A 20,682-nucleotide genomic window follows, 5' to 3' on the forward strand; every position below is an offset into this window, starting at 1 on the left:
AGAAACATCATCGCGAGAAATCCGGAATGGCGGATTGACGCTGAACCGGCCCCGGCGCAAACAAGGCCGGCGCCACCGAGGCGGGCCAGGGTGGAAATCACTGAATGTCATTCAGCCAGCAGCGCATGGTCCGTTCGCCGACCGGCGCCGACCTCAATCTTCTGGTCCGGCAGGCCGACGGCCATCCGCGCGCCGTCATCCAGATCAATCACGGTCTGGCAGAACATGCGGCGCGCTATGATCGTTTTGCCGATTTCCTGGGCGCGCGCGGCGGCTTTAGCGTCTATGTTCACGATCATCGCGGCCATGGCGCAACGAAGGCGCCCGACGCACCGCTGGGCAGGTTCGCGCATGAGGACGGCCCCGCCAAGGTCATCGCCGATGTCGGCGCCATCCATGATCTCATCGCCAGGGAGCAGCCGGGCCTGCCCGTCATCCTGTTCGGCCATTCGATGGGCGCGTCCGTGGCGCTGAACTTTCTCCTGGCCCATTCGAACCGCGTTCACGCCGCCGCCATCTGGAATGGCAATTTTTCAGCTGGCCTGCTCGGGCAGGTGGCGCTCGGCATCCTTGCATGGGAAAGGATGCGGCTCGGCTCGGACGTCCCATCGCGCCTGCTGCCGAAGCTCACCTTCCAGGCCTGGGGCAAGGCGGTGCCCAACCACCGGACCTTGTTCGACTGGCTGTCACGCGACGGGGCCGAGGTCGACAAATACATCGCCGACCCGCTATGCGGCTGGGACGCCTCAGTGTCGATGTGGCGCGATGTCGTCCAGATGGCGCTCAATGGCGGCAGGGACGCAGCTTTTGCCGGCGTTCGGCGCGACCTGTCCGTCAGCGTCGTGGGGGGCGAAAAAGACCCTGCCTCGGATTATGGCAAAGGGATCATCCAGCTTGCCGGACGCATGCGCAAAATGGGCTTTTCGAATCTCGTTTCAAAGGTTTACAGCGAGACCCGCCACGAAAGCCTGAACGAGGTGAATCGCGACATCGTCATGGACGATTTCGCGGCATGGGCCGAGACGATCCTGACGCGATGAAGCGTTGGCCCATTGCAAGAGCCGTGACAGCGGCAATCTCTGTTGATAGAGGCTTCGGTTCCGACCAATTCTGGTGATTTATGGCTGAGCCCCCGCTGAAAGGCGTCCGCGTCGTCGAACTCGCCCGCATCCTTGCCGGGCCTTGGGCCGGGCAGTTGCTTGCTGATCTCGGCGCCGACGTCATCAAGATCGAAAGCCCGGACGGCGGCGACGACACCCGCAAATGGGGCCCCCCCTTCGTCATGGGCAAGGATGGCGAGAACCTGTCGGCCGCCTATTACCATTCCTGCAATCGCGGCAAGCGCTCCATCGCCATCGATTTTTCGACACCGGAGGGCGCCGAAACCGTGCGCCGGCTGGTGGCAACGTCTGACGTGCTGATCGAAAACTTCAAGCTTGGCGGTTTGAAGAAATACGGACTCGACTATGACAGCCTGCGCAAGATCAATCCGCGCCTCGTTTATTGCTCGATCACCGGATTCGGCCAGGACGGTCCGTACGCGCCGCGCGCCGGCTACGATTTCATCATCCAGGGCATGGCCGGCATGATGTCGATCACCGGCGAGGCGGGACGCGAGCCGCAGAAGGCCGGCGTCGCCATCTCCGACATCTTCACTGGCCTCTATTCCGTCATCGCCATCCAGGCGGCCCTTCGCCACGCCGAAAAAACCGGCGAAGGCCAGCACATCGACATGGCATTGTTCGACACCCAGATCTCGGCGCTCGGCAATCAGAACCTCAACTATCTCGTCTCCGGCAAGTCGCCTGTGCAGATGGGCAACGCGCATATGAACATCGCGCCCTACGAGGTGCTGCCGGTCCGGGACGGTCACATCATCCTGGCGGTCGGCAATGACGGCCAGTTCGCCAGGTTCTGCGCGGTGGTCGGGCTGGACGAATTGCCCGGCAATCCCGATTTCGCCACCAATCCGGCCCGCGTCGCCAACCGGGCGGCGCTACGCGAGCGGATCGTCGAGGCGCTGAAGACCAAGGATCGCGACCCGCTGCTGGCCAAGCTGGAAGCGGCCAGCGTGCCGGCGAGCCCGATCAACACGATCGGACAGATGTTCGCCGACCCGCAGGCGATCGCGCGCGGCATGCGGCTCGATCTCGACGACGGCCATGGCAATCTTCTGCCCTCGGTTCGCGCACCGATGATCATGTCCGAAACACCGCTCGTCTATGAGCGCCCCTCGCCCCGCCTGGGCGAACATACTGACGAAATCCTTGCCGAACTGGAGAGAGCAAAATGAAAACCGGCGGACAATTGATCGTCGACGCGCTCGAGGCCAACGGCACCGACCGTATCTTCTGCGTGCCAGGCGAATCCTACCTCGCGGTGCTCGACGCGCTGCACGATTCGGCGATCCGCACCATCGTCTGCCGCCAGGAGGGTGGCGCCGCCATGATGGCCGACTGCCAAGGCCGCCTGACCGGCAAACCCGGTATCTGCTTCGTCACCCGCGGCCCCGGCGCCACCAATGCCTCCGCCGGCATCCATATCGCCATGCAGGATTCAGTTCCCGTGATCCTGTTCATCGGCCAGGTCGCCAGCCACGCCAAGCAGCGCGAGGCCTTCCAGGAAGTGGACTATGTCAGGTTCTTTGGCGACATCGCAAAATGGGTGGTAGAGATCGACGATGCGTCGCGTATTCCCGAATTCGTCACCCGCGCCTTTGCCGTGGCGACCTCCGGACGCCCAGGTCCCGTCGTCATCTCGCTGCCGGAAGACATGCTGACCAGTGTCGTCGATGCACCGGCCGCGATCGCCTACACCCCGGTCGAGACCAGCCCCGCCGAAGCCGAACTCGACCGGCTCGAGGCGCTGCTCAATGCCGCCAAACGACCGATCGCGATCCTGGGCGGCACACGTTGGGATTTCCAGGCTGTTCAGGAAATCACCCGCATCGCCGAGGCGTGGTCGCTACCGGTCGGCTGCTCCTTCCGCCGCCAGATGCTGTTCGATCATCTGCACCCGAACTATGCCGGCGATGTCGGCATCGGCATCAACCCGAAGCTGGCGACAGCAATCAAGCAGGCCGATCTGGTGCTGCTGATCGGCGGCCGCATGGGCGAGATGCCGTCCTCGGACTATACGCTGCTGAAGAGCCCCTACCCTGACCAGACGCTGGTCCATGTCCACCCCGATGCCGGCGAACTAGGCCGCGTCTACCGTCCAACGCTTGCGATCAACGCCTCGCCCGCCGCCTTCGTGCGCGCCTTCGCCAACCGGAAGGGACCGGCATCGCCGGGCTGGGCGGCGGAGACGGCAAAGCTCCATGCCGCTTATCTCGACTGGTCGACCCCACCGGAAAGCGGTCCGGGCGCCGTCCAGATGGGGCCGATCATGACCTATCTCGAAACGGTGCTGCCCGACGATGCCATCCTGACCAACGGCGCCGGCAACTACGCCACGTGGGTGCACCGCTTCCATCGCTTCCGCCGCTTTGCCACACAGGGCGCGCCGACCTCAGGCTCGATGGGTTACGGAACGCCGGCGGCGGTAGCGGCCAAGGCGCTTTATCCGGATCGCACCGTAGTCGCTTTCGCCGGCGACGGCTGCTTCCTGATGAACGGGCAGGAATTCGCCACCGCCGTACAATACGGGTTGCCGATCATCGTCATCGTCGTCAATAATGGCATCTACGGCACCATCCGCATGCACCAGGAGCGTGAATACCCCGGGCGGGTGGTGGCCACGGACCTCAAGAATCCGGACTTCGCCGCCCTGGCGCGTGCCTATGGTGGCCATGGCGAAACGGTGGAGAAAACCGCCGACTTCGCCCCTGCCTTCGAGCGTGCTCGCGCCAGCGGCAAGCCGGCAATCGTCGAAATCCGGCTCGATCCGGAGGCAATCACCCCGACCCGAACGATGACGCAGATAAGAGACAAGGCCTGAAAGTCGGTTTCCGGCAGGAGAAAGGGCGGCGCTGTCCCGCAAAGCTTTCGCAAGCAAATACGGGCGCGCGCCCCGAGCGACGTCGCGTTACATCGACGCCGCCGCCTTTTCGATCTGACCGCGGATCTCGCCGTCCTTGTTGGCCGCGGTGTGTATGTTGACGTAATATTTGCCGGCTTCCAGATCGGTCACCTGCGTATCGGTCAATGTCGCCGATCCCTTGATCGGGCTCTTGAGTTTTTTGAACGGGATTACGGGGTCCGCATTTTCCCCCTTCGCGGCCGGGCCATGAATATGTGCGGCCGTCGCCGGCCCGCTGAGGCCGGAGTATTTGACGTTCCAATTGAGTTTCTTCTTGGCGGTGTCAAAGGTGAATGTGGCGGTTCCCTTGCCCTTGGTGGTAACGGGTGGGCTCTGCTGGCTGCCATCGAGCGTCGCCTTGAACTTCATCATGTCGGCCAGGGCCGGCGACGCGAACAGGAAAGCGGTCGAAATGGCCAGCGCCGAAAGCGTCGGCAAGACGGTCTGTGTGCGCATGAAGAACCTCCGATTGGCTGTAGCATCCGCCGTGGCTCCCCGCACGCGCATGCCTCCGACGCAACGCTCGGCCGCCCCAATGTATCCAGGCACACGCTTTTGTGATTTGGCCGCATGAAAAAGGGGCGGTCGCCCGCCCCTCCAACATCGTCCATCAAGCCCCGTCACGAGGCCGCTTTGAGGCCTACTTGATCGCCTTGTCGGTGATCGCGGTGGTATAGGCGCCCTTCGGCTCCTTGGTGATGATCTTCTGGTCGAGCAACGCCTTGGCGGTACGCTCATAGGTCGCCGGGTCGAGCTTGCCGTCGGCATTGTCGATGAGCTTGGCGACTTCGCTCATCATACGCTTCTGGTGATTCTCGTCCTGGCCGCCACCATCCATGACGATCTCCGCCGCTTCGTCATTGTTGTCGACGGCGTATTTCCAACCCTTCATCGAGGCGCGCACGAAACGCACCATCTTGTCCTCGAAGGCCGGATCCTTGAGCTTGTCCTCCGAGGCATAAAGCCCGTCCTCGAGCAGGTCGTTGCCCATCGCCGAGTAGTTGAACACGGTGAGCTGCTCCGGCTTGTAGCCGGCGTCGATCAGCTGCCAATATTCATTGTAGGTCATGACCGAGATGCAATCCGCCTGCTTCTGAATCAGCGGCTGCACGTCAAAGCTCTGCTTGAGAACGGTGACGCCGTCCGGGCCGCCATCGGTCTTGAGGCCAAGCTTGTTCATCCAGGCGTAGAACGGATATTCGTTGCCGAAGAACCAGACGCCGAGCGTGTGGCCCTTGAAGTCGGCTTCGGTCTTGATCGGGCCGTCTTTCGGACAGACCAGTTCCATGCCGGCCTTCTTGAACGGCTGGGCGATGTTGACCAGCGGCACGCCCTTTTCGCGGGCTGCCAGCGCGCCGCCCATCCAGTCGACGATGACATCGGCGCCGCCGCCGGCGATCACCTGCTCGGGCGCAATGTCGGGACCGCCCGGCTTGATGTCGACGTCGAGACCCTCGGCCTCGTAGAAGCCCTTCGCCTTGGCGACGTAATAGCCGGCAAACTGGGCCTGCGTGACCCATTTCAGCTGCAACGTCACCTTGTCGGCGGCCATTGCCTGGAACGCGGCCAGCGACATCGCGCCGGCCAGTACAGGAACAATCAGTCTTTTCATTTTTTCCCTCTGGAGTTAGTGCCCAAACCCACCGCCCCTATCCACCACGGACAGAGGGATGCCAAAACGTGACGGCTCTTTCGACAAGAGCGACCACACCATAAAAGACCGAACCCGCAAGGGCTGCAACTGCGATTTCGGCCCAGACCATGTCGATGTTCATCCGTCCGACTTCGGTCGAGATGCGGAAGCCCATGCCGACGACGGGCGTGCCGAAGAACTCGGCGACGATGGCGCCGATCAGCGCCAGCGTCGAGTTGATCTTCAGCGCGTTGAAGATGAAGGGAGCGGCGGCCGGCAGCCTGAGCTTGATAAGCGTCGGCCAGTAGCCCGACGCATAGGTGCGCATCAGGTCGCGCTCCATATGGCCGGACGCGGCCAGACCGGCGACGGTGTTCACCAGCATCGGGAAGAAGGTCATGATGATGACGACAGCCGCCTTGGACTGCCAGTCGAAGCCGAACCACATCACCATGATCGGCGCCACGCCGATGATCGGCAGCGCCGAGACCATGTTGCCGATGGGCAGCAGGCCGCGCCGCAGGAACGGCACCCGGTCGGCGAGAATGGCCGTGACAAAGCCGGCGCCGCTGCCCACGATATAGCCGAAGATAACAGCCTTGAAGATGGTCTGCCGGACATCGGCGCCAAGGATCGGCAGCGAACTGGCGATGCGCGCGCCGATGGCGCTCGGCGGCGGCAACAGGATGAACGGGATGCCGGCGCCACGCGTCACCGCTTCCCAGATGATCAGGATCCAGGCGCCGAAGATGGCGGGGATGATCAGGCGCAGCGCCGTGCGCATCCAGCTTGCGGTGGGGTGCAGTCCCGATAGCACCGCGACGCAGCGCCAGCCAAGCAGCCAGGCGGCCGTGAGCAGCACGAAATACGGCGCCAGTGCCGTGCCTTCGAAACCAGCGATACCTGAGATCAGCAGCCAGGCGACGAGGTGGGCGCCGACGAACAGTACGACCGCTTCCACAAAGCGCGAAATCCTGATCATCGAGACCAGGGCCGTCAGCATGGCAAGGCCAAACATCAGGCCCTTCGTTCCGAGATAGGGATAGTTGGCGCTGGTTGTCGGGTCCGCTAGCGCCGCCGCTTCCGGCTTCGACATGGCGCCGAGTGCGACCGCCATCAGGCACAGCACGATGGCCAGCACAGCCTGCCAGGAAGGCTTCAGCCGGTTCATGCCGGCCTCCCGCCCATGGCGCGGTCGACGAGGCGCCCGGCAATGCCGACCACCATGACCAGCAGCGCGGCCACGATCGAGCCCGCGACAAGCGCCGACCAGATGTCGATGGACTGGCTGTAATAGGCGCCAGCGAGCAGCTTGGCGCCGATGCCGGCGACGGCGCCCGTCGGCAGTTCGCCGACAATGGCGCCGACCAGACTGGCCGCCACCGCCACCTTCATCGAGGTGAACAGGAACGGCACCGAGGCCGGCACGCGCAGCTTCCAGAAGGTCTGCGCACGGCTGGCATTGTAGGTGTGCATCAGGTCGAGATGCATGATCTCGGGCGAGCGCAGGCCTTTCACCATGCCAACCGTCACCGGGAAGAACGACAGATAGGTCGAAATCATCGCCTTCGGGATCAGGCCGGTGATGCCGATCGCCGCCAGCACCACGATGATCATCGGCGCCACCGCCAGGATCGGGATGGTCTGCGAGGCGATGATCCATGGCATCAGGCTGCGGTCGAGCGTCGCCACATGTACGATGCCCACCGCGATGATGATGCCGAGCGCCGTGCCGAAGGCAAAGCCCAGCAGCGTCGAGGACAGCGTCACCCAGGCATTGTAGACCAGGCTGCGGTTCGAAGTGACGTTGCGCAGGAACGTGTTCTCGAAAAAGTTCACCGCCACCTGGTGCGGCGCCGGCAGCGTCGGCTTCGGCTGCGAGAGCGTCTTGCCGATGAACTCGACGGTGCCGGGCGTTTCGTTGGCACGTTGGTCGAGATCGCGCTGGAACGGCGTGTTGAGTATGACGGCGAAGACGTACCAGAGTGCGACCACGCCGGCGAGGATGGAGGTTACCGGGATGACCTTTGAGCGGAAGGTGTCCATCTAGCGCCGCCCTTCTCCTCTCCCCACCGGGGAGAGGGTGGCCGGAGCGAAGCGGAGGTCGGGGGCCCTTGCCTTCGTCATCCTAGGGCGAAGCAAGGAGCGAAGCGACGCGGCGCAGACCCTAGAATCCATGCCGTTACCTCTCCGCTCCGCGACCATTCGGAATATGGCTCCCTCCGCGCCGCTTAGCCTGCCGAATATTCTCGACTGTTTGCGCCTTTCGGCAGGCGTCACGGCATGGATCCTAGGGTCTACGTATGCCGCTTCGCGGCTACTCCGCCCTAGAATGACGAAGGCGTAGGTGGCCGCTCCTTCGTGAGGTGGAGGCGCCTTTCGGGGCGCTGCCGCGAGTCCATCCTGCCCCCGCTCAATCATCATAGCTGTGCCCTGCCCTTAAGCCGTCTCGCACCCGTGCGGCGATCGCCAGGAACTCCGGCGTCTCGCGGATGTCGAGTGGCCGCTCCTTCGGCAGCGTCGATTCGATGACGTCGCTGACGCGGCCCGGGCGCGGCGACATGACGACGATGCGCGTCGATAAATACACCGCCTCGGGAATGGAGTGCGTGACGAAGCAGATGGTCTTGTTGGTGCGCGCCCACAATTGCAGCAATTGCCCGTTGAGATGGTCGCGCACGATCTCGTCCAGCGCGCCGAACGGCTCGTCCATCAACAGAAGGTCGGCATCGAAGGCGAGCGCGCGAGCGATCGAGGCGCGCTGCTGCATGCCGCCGGAAAGCTGCCAAGGATACTTCTTCTCGAAGCCGGAAAGGTTGACGAGATCGAGCGTGCGCCTGATCCGCTCTCCCTGCTCCGCCCCGGACAGACCCATGATCTCCAGCGGCAGCGCGACGTTGCGCTCGATGGTGCGCCAGGGAAACAGGGCGGCGGCCTGGAAGACATAGCCGTAGGCGCGTTTCTCGCGCGCCTGTTCTGCTGTCATGCCGTTGACCGAAATGGTCCCCGAGGTCGGCTTCTCAAGATCGGCGATGACCCGCAGCAAGGTCGTCTTGCCGCAGCCCGACGGCCCGATGAAGGAAACGAACTCACCCTTGCCGATGGTCAGGTCGACATTGGACAGCGCCTGTACCGGCCCGTCATTGGTCTGGAAGGTCAGGCCAAGCTTGCTTGCCGCGACGACGGCTGGCGAAATCCCCGTCATCGGCCGCGGCCTGCCTGTTCCTGCCCCTTTAGTGCCGGCCCGATTCCGATTGCTTTTATCGCGATGTTGTTTTCCACTCGCCCAGTCCCATTGGTCTTGTTCCACTCATTCGACGCCCGGAGTTTCCCCGATGTCGCCTCAACCCACTTGCCATCTTATCCGCCCTGAAAGCTCTTATGAAGGCAAGCAGGGATTGACCTATTTCGCCGGTATCGCCACCGAGTCGGTCGGCTCATCTGGTATCTGCATGCATGTGCTCACCATGCCGCCCGGCGCCCGCGCTAAGGCGCATCTGCATGAGAACCATGAAACGGCGATCTACGTGCTCTCCGGCGAGGTCCATACCTGGTACGGCGACCGGCTTGAGAACCACATCGTCGCCAAAGCCGGCGACCTCTTCTACATTCCGGCCGGCGTGCCGCATCTGCCCGCCAATCTGAGTGGGGCCCCGTCTTCGGCCGTCATTGCCCGCACCGATCCCAAAGAGCAGGAAAGCGTCGTCCTGCTGCCGGAACTGGATGCATTGGTCGCCTGAAGCCGGCCTTGCGGGGCTAGGCGCCCATCGGCCAATTGCTTGAGGTTTGCGCTGCCCCTCATCGCCCTGCCGGGCACTTCTCCACGTATCGGGACGGGGAGAAGGACGATTTCGCGAAGGATTTCGCCAATTTCCAGCGTTGCCGGAAAGGGCGCCAAGATTGCGTTCAGTTCCCTTCTCCCCGTCCCTATACGGGGAGAAGGCGCCGGCAGGCGGATGAGGGGCAGCACCAACTTCGGCAATCATCGGCACCGGGAAACTTCCCCGCAGACGGTGCCGTCCTTGTCGGCGATCATCAGTTTCTTGGCGCTTTTCGAGCTGCGCAAACTCAAACCCCAGTCGCCGGAATGCCTGTCCGCTCCACCTTGCGCGGCGCGGTGATCTCCTTCCAGGTCGACAGTGCCCGGTTGACCGCCGCGTTCGGCTCGCGGCCGACGAACTGGCCATGGCCAGGCTTGGCCTTCACCTCGGTCTCCTCGATCGACAATTCGCCACGCGAGAAGACAAAGCGCGGCAAGCCGGTCACTTCGACGCCTTCGAAGACATTGTAGTCGATGACCGACTGCTGCTTCTTCGAAGAAATCGTCTTCTTGCGCTTGGGGTCCCACACGATGATGTCGGCATCCGCGCCTTCGACAATGGCGCCCTTTTTCGGGTACATGTTGAGGATCTTGGCGATGTTGGTCGAGGTTACGGCGACGAATTCGTTCATCGTCAGCCGCCCGGTGTTGACGCCCCTGGTCCACAGCACCGGCATGCGATCCTCGAGGCCGCCCGTGCCGTTCGGGATCTTGGTGAAATTGCCGACGCCGAAGCGCTTCTGGTCCGTGGTGAAGGCGCAGTGGTCGGTCGCCACCACCTGCAACGATCCCGCCTGCAGGCCGGCCCACAGCGAATCCTGGTGTAATTTGTTGCGGAAGGGCGGGCTCATCACGCGGCGCGCCGCATGGTCCCAGTCCTTGTCGAAATACTCGCTCTCGTCCAGCGTCAGGTGCTGGATCAGTGGCTCGCCGAACACCCGCATGCCTTTCTGACGCGCCCGGCGGATGGCCTCGTGCGCCTGCTCGCAGGAAACATGCACGACGTAGAGCGGCACGCCGGCCATGTCGGCAATCATGATGGCGCGGTTGGTCGCCTCGCCTTCCACTTCCGGCGGGCGCGAATAGGCGTGCCCCTCCGGGCCATTGTTGCCGGCGGCAAGCAACTTCTGCGAGAGCGCCGCAACCACGTCGCCATTCTCGGCATGCACCAGCGGCAGCGCGCCGAGCTCGGCGCAGCGCTGGAACGACGCATACATCTCGTCGTCGTCCACCATCAGCGCGCCCTTGTAGGCCATGAAATGCTTGAACGAGGTGATGCCCTTGTCGACGACGGTGGCCATCTCGTCGAACACCTGCTTGCCCCACCAGGTGATCGCCATGTGGAAGGAATAATCGCAGGACGCCTTCGAGGTCTTGTTGTCCCACATCTGCAAGGCCTCGAGCAGCGACTGCTGCGGCGACGGCAGGCAGAAATCGACCACCATCGTCGTGCCGCCGGCTAGTGCCGCGCGCGTGCCGGACTCGAAATCGTCGGCCGAATAGGTGCCCATGAACGGCATTTCGAGATGGGTATGCGGATCGATACCGCCTGGCATGACATAACAGCCGGTGGCGTCGAACTCATGGTCGCCGTGTAGGTCGGAGCCAATGGCGACGATCTTGCCGTGCTGCATCAGCACGTCGGCCTTCCATGTGCGGTCGGCGGTAACGATGGTGCCGTTTCTGATGACTTTGGTCATTTTTCTCGTTCCCTTGTTCCTTCGCGCTTCTTGCGAGCAGCGTTTGGAAATCCAGCTTTCCAGCTTACTCCACGATGACCGCTGTCTCCACCACGGCATGGAACAGCACGTCGGCTCCTGCCGCCGCCCATTCCTTGGAGATCTCCTCGGCCTCGTTGTGGCTGAGACCGTCGACGCAGGGGCACATCACCATGGCGGTCGGCGCGACGCGGTTGATCCAGCAGGCGTCGTGGCCCGCGCCCGAGACGATGTTGCGGTGCGTGTAGCCGAGCCGGTCGGCGGCATCACGGATCGCCTTGACGCAGCCCTTGTCAAAGGTGACCGGATCGAAATGGCCGACCTGCTCGATCTTGTACTGGATGTCGAGCGCCTCGCATATCGTGTCGATGCCTTCGCGGATGCGCCCATCCATGGCGTCGAGCACTTCCTTCTCCGGCGAGCGGATGTCGATGGTGAAGACCGTGCGCCCGGCGATGATGTTGCGCGAGTTCGGATAGACTTCCATGTGGCCGACCGCGCCGACGGCGTCCGGCTGGTAGTCCATGGCAATCTCGTGCACCAGTTCGATCACGCGCGCCATGCCGAGCCCGGCATTGCGGCGCTTGGGCATCGGCGTCGAGCCGGTATGCGCCTCCTTGCCGGTCAGCGTCACCTGCAGCCATTTCAGCCCCTGTCCATGGGTGACGACGCCGATGTCGATGCCTTCGTCCTCGAGGATAGGCCCTTGCTCGATATGCAGTTCGAAAAAGGCGTGGATCTTGCGATCGCCGACCTTCTCCGTGCCCTTCCAGCCGATACGCTCCAGTTCCTCGCCGAATTTCTTGCCGTTCTTGTCCGTATGCTCGTAGACGTCGGTCTGGTCGAGCACACCGGCGAACACGCCGGACGCCATCATCGCCGGGGCAAAACGCGAGCCCTCCTCGTTGGTCCAGTTCGTGACCACGATCGGATGTTTGGTCTTGATGCCGAGATCATTGAGCGAGCGGACGATCTCCAGGCCGCCGAGCACGCCGAGCACGCCGTCATACTTGCCGCCGGTCGGCTGCGTGTCGAGATGGCTGCCGACATAGACCGGCGGCAGGCTGGGATCGGCGCCTTCGCGCCTGGCAAACATGGTGCCCATCTCGTCGACGCCCATTTCGAGCCCGGCCGCGTCGCACCAGCGCTTGAACAGATGCCGGCCCTCGCCGTCCTCGTCGGTCACGGTCTGGCGATTGTTGCCACCGGCAATGCCGGGGCCGATCTTCGCCATCTCCATGATGGAATCCCACAAACGGTCTGAATTGATTCGCAGATTCTCGCCGGGTGCGGCCATTCAAAACCTCTCCAATTGCGTGGCGTTCCCCTCCCCCTCGAGGGGAGGGTGGCCGCGAAGCGGTCGGGTGGGGTCGCCGGACATGCGCTCGACCTTCCCTTTGACCACCTGCGCAACATGCCAAGGGTTGTTTATGACATCGGGCTCATCGACGCGAAAGACATCAAAGCCGAGCGAGCGCAGATAGGCATCACGAACGGCATCATGCCGCTTGCCCTTCTCGTGTTCGTGCAGATCGCCATCAACTTCAACGATCAGCTTCACGGCGAGGCAGGCAAAGTCAACGATATAAGGCCCGATCGGACACTGACGACGAAACTTGATGCCGGCCGATTTCAGCTCGCGCAGTTCATACCAGAGCAAGGATTCACCCCTGGTTGCGTGAACTCGAAGCGCGCGCGCCTTTTGGCGCATTTCGTAGCTCACGCGAGTGCGGGGCATCAACGGCAGCCTCGCGGCAACAGATCAGGTCGGCACCCCGTCGCACCGACCCCACCCGACCGCTTCGCGGCCACCCTCCCCTCGAGGGGGAGGGATATCCGCGCCCAGTTCTTCAATCGATCGACCTCAGTACCTCACGCACATGATCGATCAGTTCGTTGATCTGGCCCTTGGTGATGATCAGCGGCGGCGACAGCGCGATGATGTCGCCGGTGGTGCGGATCAGCGCGCCGCGCTCGAACGCCTTGACGAAGGCCGAGAAGGCCCGCTTGGTCGGGCTGCCGGCAATTGGCGCCAGCTCGATCGCACCGATCAGGCCGATGTTCCTGATATCGATGACATGCGGCTCGCCCTTCAGCGAATGCAGCGCGTCTTCCCAATAGGGCGCCAGTTCCTCGCCGCGGGTGAGCAGGCCCTCTTCCTTGTAGGTGTCGAGCGTGCCGAGCGCCGCGGCGCAGGCGATCGGATTGCCCGAATAGGTGTAGCCGTGGAAGAACTCGATCATGTGCTCGGGGCCGGTCATGAAGGCGTCGTGGATTTCCTTCTTCACGAACACCGCGCCCATCGGGATGACGCCGTTGGAGACGCCCTTGGCGGTGGTCATGATATCAGGCGTGACGCCGAAATAATCGGCAGCGAACGGCGCGCCAAGACGGCCGAAACCGGTGATGACCTCGTCGAAAATCAACAGAATGCCGTGCTTGGTGCAGATTTCGCGCAGCTTCTGCAAATAGCCCTTGGGCGGCAGGATGACGCCGGTGGAGCCGGCGACCGGCTCGACGATAACGGCCGCGATGGTCGAGGCGTCATGCAGCGCAACGATGCGCTCCAGCTCGTTGGCCAGCTCCGCGCCATGTTCCGGCACGCCCTTGGAGAAGGCGTTCTTCTCCGGCAGGTGTGTGTGCGGCATATGGTCGACGCCGCCGAGCAGCGTGCCGAACATCTTGCGGTTGGTGACGATGCCGCCGACCGAGATGCCGCCGAAATTGACGCCGTGATAGCCGCGCTCGCGTCCGATCAGACGGGTGCGCGAGCCCTCGCCCTTCACGCGGTGATAGGCGATCGCCATCTTCAACGCGGTCTCGACCGATTCCGAACCGGAATTGGTGAAGAACACGTGATCCATGCCCTTCGGCGCGACGTCGACCAGGCGGTTGGCCAGTTCGAACACGATCGGGTGGCCCATCTGGAAGGCCGGAGCGTAGTCGAGCTCGGCGGCCTGCTGCTGGATCGCCTCGGTGATCTTGGGCCGGCAATGGCCGGCATTGACGCACCAGAGGCCGGCGGTGCCGTCCAGCACCTTGCGGCCGTCGCTGGTCGTGTAGTGCATGTCCTTGGCGGACACGAACATGCGCGGCGCCTGCTTGAACTGCCGGTTTGCCGTGAACGGCATCCAGAATGCACTGAGATCGTTCGGCGTGACTTTCAGCCGGTTGGACATGACCAAGACTTCCCCTTGTAACCTGTTTCGGTACGTCCAACGCTTGGTCTTTGCCGCGCTTTCGTGCTACGCAAATTTTTGACCGATTGGACAAACGTTAGCACCGCCCTGTCGGCGGTCAAGGGATTACTAGCGGAAATGCGGCTCCTGAAGTGCGTTCCACAGGCCGGGGAAAAACTGGTCCAGAGAATTGGGCCAGACCGCTTTCAACACGAGGGCGCGCAACGGTGAACACCAGCACGGAAGCCCCTCGCCGCACCCGCATCCAGCAGGAGAAGCGCGAACTCATTCTCGAAGCCGCGCTCGAGGTGTTCTCCACCAATGGCTTCCGCGGCTCGACCATCGACCAGATCGCCGAAGCCGCTGGGATGTCGAAGCCCAACCTGCTCTATTACTTTCGCCGCAAGGAAGACATTCACGAGACGCTGATGCAGCGCCTGCTCGACACATGGCTGGCGCCGCTCAGGGAACTCGACGACATCGGCGATCCCCTGACCGAGCTCAGGAGCTACATCAGGCGCAAGCTTGAAATGGCGCGCGATTTTCCGCGCGAGAGCCGGCTGTTCGCCAACGAGATTCTGCAGGGCGCACCACGCATCATGCCCTTGCTGACCGGCGAACTGAAGACGCTGGTCGACGAGAAGGCAACCGTCATCAAGGGCTGGATGCGCGCCGGCAAGATCGCCAGGACGGATCCTTGGCACCTGATCTTCTCGATCTGGGCGACGACCCAGCACTATGCCGATTTCGACGTCCAGGTCCGCGCCGTGCTCGGCCCGAACCGCGGCGGCGACGGCCGCTTCGAGGACGCAGCGAGGTTCCTGGAGCAATTATTTCTCGACGGGTTGAAGCCGAAGGCCTGACCCTGCCCTGAAGGCTCACGCGCTGCGCCGCTCGGCCGGCAGCGCATCAAGCAAGCTCTGCAGCTTGGCGATCGAGTTCTGCTCGGCCAGCGGCGTGTAGACGACCAGCCGCATGTCGGATCCATCGTCGATCGACAGGCTCATGTGCTCGAAGGCCATGGCGCCGGCCGTCGGATGGCGGACGTGCTTCAGACCCGTCAGCTTTCGCGCTACGTCACGTCGGGGCCACCAATCGCGGAACTCGGGGCTCGAGCGCATCATCAGCGCGATCAGCCGGTCGAAATCGGGATCACCGACATATTTGGCGCTTTCGGCGCGAAACGAAGCGAGCACCACGCGGGCAAGCTCTTCCCAGTCGACGAGCAGGCGGCGATGGTGCGGGTTGGTAAATACCATGTGGACGATGTTGCGGGCGTCGCCTTCCAGCAAGCCATAATCGCCGAACACCGCGGCGGCTGCCGGGTTCCAGGCGAGCACGTCCCAGCGCCGGCCAACCACATAGGCAGGCTGCAGCACAAGGCTTTGCAGCATGTGCAGCAACGGCCCGTCGACCTTTTCGGGCGTCGCCCCACGATGCTCCGGCTGCTGGCGGCCGGCGAGGATGAACAAATGCCGCTTCTCGACAGCGTCGAGGCGCAGCGCCTCGCAGAGCGCCGCCAGCACCTCTACGGAGGGCCTGACATCCCTTCCTTGTTCCAGCCAGGTGTACCAGGTGGTGCCGACACCGGCGATCATCGCCACCTCCTCGCGCCGCAGGCCCGGCGTGCGCCGCCGCGCGCCGCAGGCAATGCCGGCGGCCTGTGGCGAAAGCCTCTCGCGGCGCGAGCGCAGGAAGGCGCCGAGCTCGCGCCGGCGGCTGTCTTCAGGGGAATGAGAAGGAGCATCCATGATCCTATTATAGCAGTACCAATACCAGGATAAAGTTTGAACTGTTTGGCGCGCACCCGCTGCCCCATCTTCTGTCGGGAGCGACGAATGGAGGCTCAAACATGGACCTGAAAGACAAGACAATCCTGATCACCGGCTCGACCGATGGTGTCGGCCGGGTCGTCGCGCAACGGCTGGGCGCAGGTGGCGCCCGGGTGCTGGTGCACGGGCGCGACGCAGCGCGCGGCAAGGCGGCGGTCGCGGACATCGAGGTGGCCGGCGGCAAGGCCGAGTTCTTCGCAGCCGACCTCGCCTCGCTGGCCGAGGTGCGCCGGCTCGCCGAGGCCGTGCGTGACAAAACCGCTCGGCTCGACATCCTCATCAACAATGCCGGCGTCGGCACGGCTGGCCAAAACGCCAAAAGGCAGGTCAGCGCCGACGGCTATGAACTGCGCTTCGCCGTCAACTATCTCGCCGGCTTCCTGCTTACGGAGGAATTGCTGCCCCTGCTGAAGGCCAGCGCGCCGGCGCGTATCGTCAACGTCGCCTCGGCGGGCCAGCAGGCCATCGACTTTAGCGACGTCATGCTTACCCATGGCTACAGCGGCGTGCGCGCCTACTGCCAGAGCAAGTTGGCGCAGATCCTGTTCACCGTCGATCTCGCCGAGCAGCTCAAGGGCAGCGGGGTTACCGTCAACGCCCTGCACCCGGCGAGCTACATGAACACGACCATGGTCCGCGAGGCCGGCGTCACGCCGTGGAGCTCGGTGGAAACCGGCGCCGAGGCGATCGTCAACGTCGCCACCTCGCCGGCGCTCGAAGGGCGCAGCGGCCTCTATTTCGACGGCCTTCGCGAATCCCGCGCCGACGCCCAGGCTTACGACGCCAGAGCAAGACAACAATTGCGCGACTTGAGCCTCGACCTTGTCGGGCAGGCTACAGTGAAGGAAGAGCGTTCATGACCAGCAAGATCGAACACACAGTCGTCATCGGTGGCTCGTCCGGCATCGGCCTGGCGACGGCGCGCAAACTGCTCGGCCCCGGCATGAAGGTGACCATCACCGGGCGCAATCAGGACAAGCTCGTCAGCGCATGGAAAAGTCTCGGTGGCGCCGTCGACAAGGCGGCGTTCGATGCCGCCAAGCCCGACGAGGTGCGCCAATTCTTCGAGCGCATCGGCCCGTTCGACCATCTCGTTCTGGCGGCGAGCGGCGGCAAGGGCCTTGGCCCGTTCGAAACACTCGACCTTGCCGATATCGCTGGCGGCGTCGACGAAAAGGTGCGGCCGCAATTGTCCTGCTTGCAGGCGGCCTTGCCAACGCTGGACAAATCAGGATCGGTCACCTTCATCTCGGCGGTATCCGCCCAGCTCGCCACGCCGGGCGTCGCCGGCATCGGCGCCGTCAATGGCATGCTCCTGACGGTGGCACCGATCCTGGCCGTCGAGCTGAAGCCGCTGCGCGTCAACGTCGTGGCGCCCGGCGTCATCGACACACCCTGGTGGGACTTTCTGCCGGACGAGCAGCGACAAGCGGTCTTCGCGGACTATGCCGGCAAGACGCCGGTCGGCCGCATCGGCCGCGCCGAGGACGTCGCCTCGGCCATAGCCTTCCTCGTCTCCAACGGCTTCATGACCGGCCAGGTATTAACCTGCGATGGTGGTTTGCGGTTCGCGGCCTAGCTGCAACCGTCAAAGCGATTGGGCGATCAGCGTCAGGAAACCGCCGCTCAGCGCGACATTGCCAACAAAACCATTGATACGCGACGCACGCTCCTGTCCCTGATGGTCCCAGAAATTGTGGAACATCGGCGTGGCGACGATCAGGAACAGCACCAGCACCGCACAGGCAGTGGCGGTCCAGAAGCCCGTCACCACCAGCACGCCGGCGACGATCTGCAACACGATGCCGGCCCAAAGTGCCAGCCGCGCCTGCGGCACGCCTCGCGCGGCCATCAGCCCCGTCAAGAAGCCCGCGTTCTGGATGTTGCGCAGGCCGGCGAAGACAAACCCGCCGCCAAGCAACAGCCGGCCGAGAACCAACAAGGCGGCGGGCAAATCGGCAAGCATCAAACCCTCTCCCTACGAAATTCGGCAAGCATCAAACCCTCTCCCTTTGAAATAATGGGAGCGCCGCCTCCCTTGGCGGCGCTCCGATCGTGATCAAACAATCAGGCGGCCTTGGCGGCAGGCATCGGATGAATGGCATGGAACGGAATGCAAAGCCGGTTCCAGGTGTTGATCATGCCCAGCGCCACGGAGAGCTTGACCAGTTCCTCTTCCGAGAAATGTTCCAGCGTGCGGGCATAGAGTTCGTCCGAAACACCATTGTTGGCGATCAGCGTCACGGCCTCGGTCCAGGCCAAAGCGGCGCGCTCGCGCTCCGAAAACAGCGGCGATTCCTTCCAGGCTGAAACCAGATAAAGCCGCTGTTCGGTCTCGCCGTCGCGCCTCGCCTCGCGGCTGTGCATCTCGACACAGAAGGAGCAGCCATTGATCTGTGAGGCCCTGAGCTTGATCAGGTGCAGCAGGCTTTCCTCGAGCCCGCATTCGTCGACCGCCTTGTTGAGCGCCGACACCGCTTTCATGATCTCGGGCGCCTTGGCGAAGAACTGGAGCCTCTGTCTCATCATCTTTCCTTTCATGTTTGCTTGGTTGAACTGGATTTCTGCTGCCGCTGGTGGCGCTCGGTGAAAGCGCAGCTTGCCGCGACCGACCGCGGATCGGCGCCTTTCATGAAGTCCGCCACGATGTCGGACAGCCTGACCTCGGCCAGCGCCGCGCGATAGGCGCGCTCCGCCTTCAGCATCGCAGCATTGATGCCGCACGGCCTGACATAGGCTGACGCATCGAGTTTCGTCGGGCCGCGCTGGCGGATTTCGCCGCATCGAAAAGCCGGCTCGCGCCCTTCGACCGCCAGCACGATATCCAGCAGCGTGATGCGTTCGGCCGGTTTCGCCAACCGGTAGCCGCCCGCTGGTCCCGGAACCGATTCCAGGATGCGCGCAGCGGTGAGCATGTTGAGATGTTTCAGGAGATAGCTCGGCGACAGGCCAAACGCCTCCGCCAGGGCCGCACCTGGCATGGTGCTGTCGCCATCGACGCCAGCCAGCGTCGCCGCGCAGTGGATGGCCGCTTCGACGCCATCGCCGAGTTTCATGATACCAATCTCCAATACATGGATAAATTATATCCTGGATATCTTTTATCTGCAATAGCAAAATGAAAACGGCGCCCGAGGACGCCGCTTTTTCCTTGATTGTTCCGCCCTACTCCGCCGCTACCTTGGCCATCGGGTTGTTCGGGTGCGTGGTCCAGTTGGCATAGACCGGCGACACAGGCATGCCGGTGCGCTGGTCCATCACCCCGGCGGCCAGCGCCTCCATGGTGATGCAGTTGTCAACCGGGCAGACATTGACGCAAAGATTGCAGCCGACGCATTCGGCCTCGATCACCTCGAAATGCCTGACGCCGTCGACCATGCTGGTGATCGCCTGATGCGAGGTGTCCTCGCAGGCGATGTGGCAGCGGCCGCATTTGATGCAGGCATCCTGGTCGATATGCGCCTTGGCGACATAGTTGAGGTTGAGATACTGCCAGTCCGTGACATTGGGCGTGGCACGGCCGATGATGTCGTCGAGCGAGCGATGGCCCTTCTCGTCCATCCAGTTTTCGAGACCGGCGATCATCTCCTGGACGATCTTGAAACCGTAGGTCATCGCGGCCGTGCACACCTGCACGTTTCCGGCGCCGAGCGCCATGAACTCGGCAGCGTCGCGCCAGGTGGTGATACCGCCAATGCCGGAGATCGGCAGCCCCTGCGTTTCGGGGTCGCGCGCGATCTCGGCCACCATGTTCATGGCGATCGGCTTCACCGCAGGGCCGCAATAACCGCCATGCGAGCCCTTGCCGTCGATGGTCGGCATCGGCGCGAAGCTGTCGAGATCGACGCCGGTGATCGAGTTGATGGTGTTGATCAGCGACACCGCGTCGGTGCCGCCGGCATGTGCTGCTCGCGCCGGCTTGCGGATATCGGTGACGTTGGGCGTCAGCTTGGTGATGACGGGCATGCGCGTGTACTGCTTGCACCAGCGCACAACCATTTCGATATATTCCGGCACCTGGCCGACGGCGGCGCCCATGCCGCGCTCCGACATGCCGTGCGGGCAGCCGAAATTGAGCTCGATGCCGTCGGCGCCGGTTTCCTCGACAAGCGGCAGGATCGCCTTCCAGCTTTCCTCGACGCAAGGCACCATGATCGAGGCGATCAGCGCCCGGTCGGGCCACTCCATCTTGACCTGCTTCATCTCACGCAGATTGGTCTGCAAGTCGCGGTCGGTGATCAGCTCGATGTTGTTGAGGCCGAGCAGACGGCGGTCGGCGCCCCAGATCGCGCCGTAGCGTGGGCCATTGACGTTGACCACCGGCGGGCCCTCTTCGCCCAGCGTCTTCCAGACGACACCGCCCCAACCGGCCTTGAAGGCGCGCACGACATTGTAGGCCTTGTCGGTCGGCGGCGCCGAGGCCAGCCAGAACGGATTGGGCGATTTGATGCCGACGAAATTATTCCTGATATCTGCCATG

The 20,682-nt window shown here is 63.4% G+C and carries 21 protein-coding genes; 7 read left to right on the top strand and 14 right to left on the bottom strand.

Annotated elements, in window-relative coordinates; all coding sequences use genetic code 11:
• The first annotated feature begins 104 nt into the window (after positions 1 to 104).
• The 3 genes from FJ986_RS18715 (at position 105) to FJ986_RS18725 (ending at position 3,939) form a co-directional block, all read left to right on the top strand.
• On the top strand, positions 105 to 1,040 hold the full coding sequence (locus tag FJ986_RS18715) for an alpha/beta hydrolase (protein ID WP_140675415.1): 936 nt from the start codon (positions 105 to 107) through the stop codon (positions 1,038 to 1,040).
• Between the two features lie 80 nt (positions 1,041 to 1,120).
• Positions 1,121 to 2,293 carry a CaiB/BaiF CoA-transferase family protein gene (locus tag FJ986_RS18720; protein ID WP_140675418.1) on the top strand — a complete coding sequence of 391 codons (1,173 nt, stop codon included), beginning with the start codon at positions 1,121 to 1,123 and terminating at the stop codon, positions 2,291 to 2,293.
• Positions 2,290 to 3,939, top strand: coding sequence for a thiamine pyrophosphate-binding protein (locus tag FJ986_RS18725; protein ID WP_140495142.1), 1,650 nt, complete (start codon positions 2,290 to 2,292; stop codon positions 3,937 to 3,939). Before FJ986_RS18720 ends, FJ986_RS18725 begins: the two co-directional genes overlap by 4 nt.
• 87 nt (positions 3,940 to 4,026) lie before the next feature.
• On the opposite strand, the gene FJ986_RS18730 is transcribed toward FJ986_RS18725, so the two are convergent.
• From FJ986_RS18730 to FJ986_RS18755, 5 genes are all read right to left on the bottom strand, one after another.
• Positions 4,027 to 4,476, bottom strand: a complete 450-nt coding sequence (locus FJ986_RS18730) for a CHRD domain-containing protein (protein ID WP_140675420.1) — start codon at positions 4,474 to 4,476, stop codon at positions 4,027 to 4,029.
• Positions 4,477 to 4,660: 184 nt separating this feature from the next.
• A complete protein-coding gene (locus tag FJ986_RS18735; protein ID WP_140495139.1) occupies positions 4,661 to 5,632 on the bottom strand; it encodes an ABC transporter substrate-binding protein in 972 nt (323 codons plus the stop codon).
• A gap of 37 nt (positions 5,633 to 5,669) precedes the next feature.
• Complete coding sequence (locus FJ986_RS18740) at positions 5,670 to 6,824, bottom strand: ABC transporter permease (RefSeq protein ID WP_140580026.1); 1,155 nt, start codon at positions 6,822 to 6,824, stop codon at positions 5,670 to 5,672.
• Complete coding sequence (locus FJ986_RS18745; RefSeq protein WP_140664778.1) at positions 6,821 to 7,699, bottom strand: ABC transporter permease; 879 nt, start codon at positions 7,697 to 7,699, stop codon at positions 6,821 to 6,823. The genes FJ986_RS18740 and FJ986_RS18745 overlap by 4 nt, the downstream gene beginning before the upstream one ends.
• Positions 7,700 to 8,066: 367 nt before the next feature.
• The gene (locus tag FJ986_RS18755) at positions 8,067 to 8,858 is read right to left on the bottom strand and encodes an ABC transporter ATP-binding protein (RefSeq protein WP_140495131.1); all 792 of its coding nucleotides are present in this window, start codon (positions 8,856 to 8,858) and stop codon (positions 8,067 to 8,069) included.
• Between the two features lie 130 nt (positions 8,859 to 8,988).
• On the opposite strand from FJ986_RS18755, the gene FJ986_RS18760 reads away from it, so the two are divergent.
• On the top strand, positions 8,989 to 9,393 hold the full coding sequence (locus FJ986_RS18760; protein WP_140495129.1) for a cupin domain-containing protein: 405 nt from the start codon (positions 8,989 to 8,991) through the stop codon (positions 9,391 to 9,393).
• 328 nt (positions 9,394 to 9,721) lie between these two features.
• Here FJ986_RS18760 and hydA read toward each other — a convergent pair whose 3' ends face one another.
• The 4 genes from hydA to FJ986_RS18785 form a co-directional block, all read right to left on the bottom strand.
• Positions 9,722 to 11,173 (bottom strand): dihydropyrimidinase, encoded by a 1,452-nt coding sequence (gene hydA, locus FJ986_RS18770; protein WP_140557476.1) that lies wholly within the window; start codon positions 11,171 to 11,173, stop codon positions 9,722 to 9,724.
• A gap of 64 nt (positions 11,174 to 11,237) precedes the next feature.
• Complete coding sequence (locus FJ986_RS18775; protein ID WP_140623102.1) at positions 11,238 to 12,488, bottom strand: Zn-dependent hydrolase; 1,251 nt, start codon at positions 12,486 to 12,488, stop codon at positions 11,238 to 11,240.
• Entirely contained in the window at positions 12,489 to 12,929 is a 441-nt protein-coding gene (locus FJ986_RS18780) for an endonuclease domain-containing protein (protein WP_140521237.1), read from the bottom strand. It abuts the gene before it with no gap.
• Between the two features lie 112 nt (positions 12,930 to 13,041).
• Positions 13,042 to 14,370, bottom strand: coding sequence for an aspartate aminotransferase family protein (locus FJ986_RS18785; RefSeq protein ID WP_140521238.1), 1,329 nt, complete (start codon positions 14,368 to 14,370; stop codon positions 13,042 to 13,044).
• A gap of 227 nt (positions 14,371 to 14,597) precedes the next feature.
• Between FJ986_RS18785 and FJ986_RS18790 the strand changes: the two genes are divergently transcribed.
• Entirely contained in the window at positions 14,598 to 15,233 is a 636-nt protein-coding gene (locus FJ986_RS18790) for a TetR family transcriptional regulator C-terminal domain-containing protein (protein ID WP_140495120.1), read from the top strand.
• Positions 15,234 to 15,248: 15 nt separating this feature from the next.
• On the opposite strand, the gene FJ986_RS18795 is transcribed toward FJ986_RS18790, so the two are convergent.
• The gene (locus FJ986_RS18795) at positions 15,249 to 16,121 is read right to left on the bottom strand and encodes a helix-turn-helix transcriptional regulator (RefSeq protein ID WP_140675423.1); all 873 of its coding nucleotides are present in this window, start codon (positions 16,119 to 16,121) and stop codon (positions 15,249 to 15,251) included.
• Positions 16,122 to 16,222: 101 nt separating this feature from the next.
• Here FJ986_RS18795 and FJ986_RS18800 point away from each other — a divergent pair, with 101 nt between their 5' ends.
• The gene (locus FJ986_RS18800) at positions 16,223 to 17,062 is read left to right on the top strand and encodes an SDR family NAD(P)-dependent oxidoreductase (RefSeq protein ID WP_140675425.1); all 840 of its coding nucleotides are present in this window, start codon (positions 16,223 to 16,225) and stop codon (positions 17,060 to 17,062) included.
• Positions 17,059 to 17,781 carry an SDR family oxidoreductase gene (locus FJ986_RS18805; RefSeq protein WP_140675428.1) on the top strand — a complete coding sequence of 241 codons (723 nt, stop codon included), beginning with the start codon at positions 17,059 to 17,061 and terminating at the stop codon, positions 17,779 to 17,781. The genes FJ986_RS18800 and FJ986_RS18805 overlap by 4 nt, the downstream gene beginning before the upstream one ends.
• A gap of 9 nt (positions 17,782 to 17,790) precedes the next feature.
• On the opposite strand, the gene FJ986_RS18810 is transcribed toward FJ986_RS18805, so the two are convergent.
• The 4 genes from FJ986_RS18810 to preA all read right to left on the bottom strand — a co-directional run bounded on the left by FJ986_RS18810 (position 17,791) and on the right by preA (position 20,681).
• Positions 17,791 to 18,168 (bottom strand): DoxX family protein, encoded by a 378-nt coding sequence (locus FJ986_RS18810; RefSeq protein WP_140675430.1) that lies wholly within the window; start codon positions 18,166 to 18,168, stop codon positions 17,791 to 17,793.
• Positions 18,169 to 18,269: 101 nt separating this feature from the next.
• Positions 18,270 to 18,728 carry a carboxymuconolactone decarboxylase family protein gene (locus tag FJ986_RS18815; protein ID WP_140495113.1) on the bottom strand — a complete coding sequence of 153 codons (459 nt, stop codon included), beginning with the start codon at positions 18,726 to 18,728 and terminating at the stop codon, positions 18,270 to 18,272.
• Positions 18,729 to 18,739: 11 nt separating this feature from the next.
• Positions 18,740 to 19,258: an Rrf2 family transcriptional regulator gene (locus tag FJ986_RS18820; RefSeq protein WP_140623098.1), complete on the bottom strand. Its 519-nt coding sequence runs from the start codon at positions 19,256 to 19,258 to the stop codon at positions 18,740 to 18,742.
• A gap of 109 nt (positions 19,259 to 19,367) precedes the next feature.
• Complete coding sequence (preA, locus tag FJ986_RS18825) at positions 19,368 to 20,681, bottom strand: NAD-dependent dihydropyrimidine dehydrogenase subunit PreA (RefSeq protein ID WP_140675432.1); 1,314 nt, start codon at positions 20,679 to 20,681, stop codon at positions 19,368 to 19,370.
• Between the last annotated feature and the right edge of the window lies 1 nt (position 20,682).

The sequence above is a fragment of the Mesorhizobium sp. B1-1-1 genome (genome assembly GCF_006442955.1).
GTDB lineage: Bacteria > Pseudomonadota > Alphaproteobacteria > Rhizobiales > Rhizobiaceae > Mesorhizobium.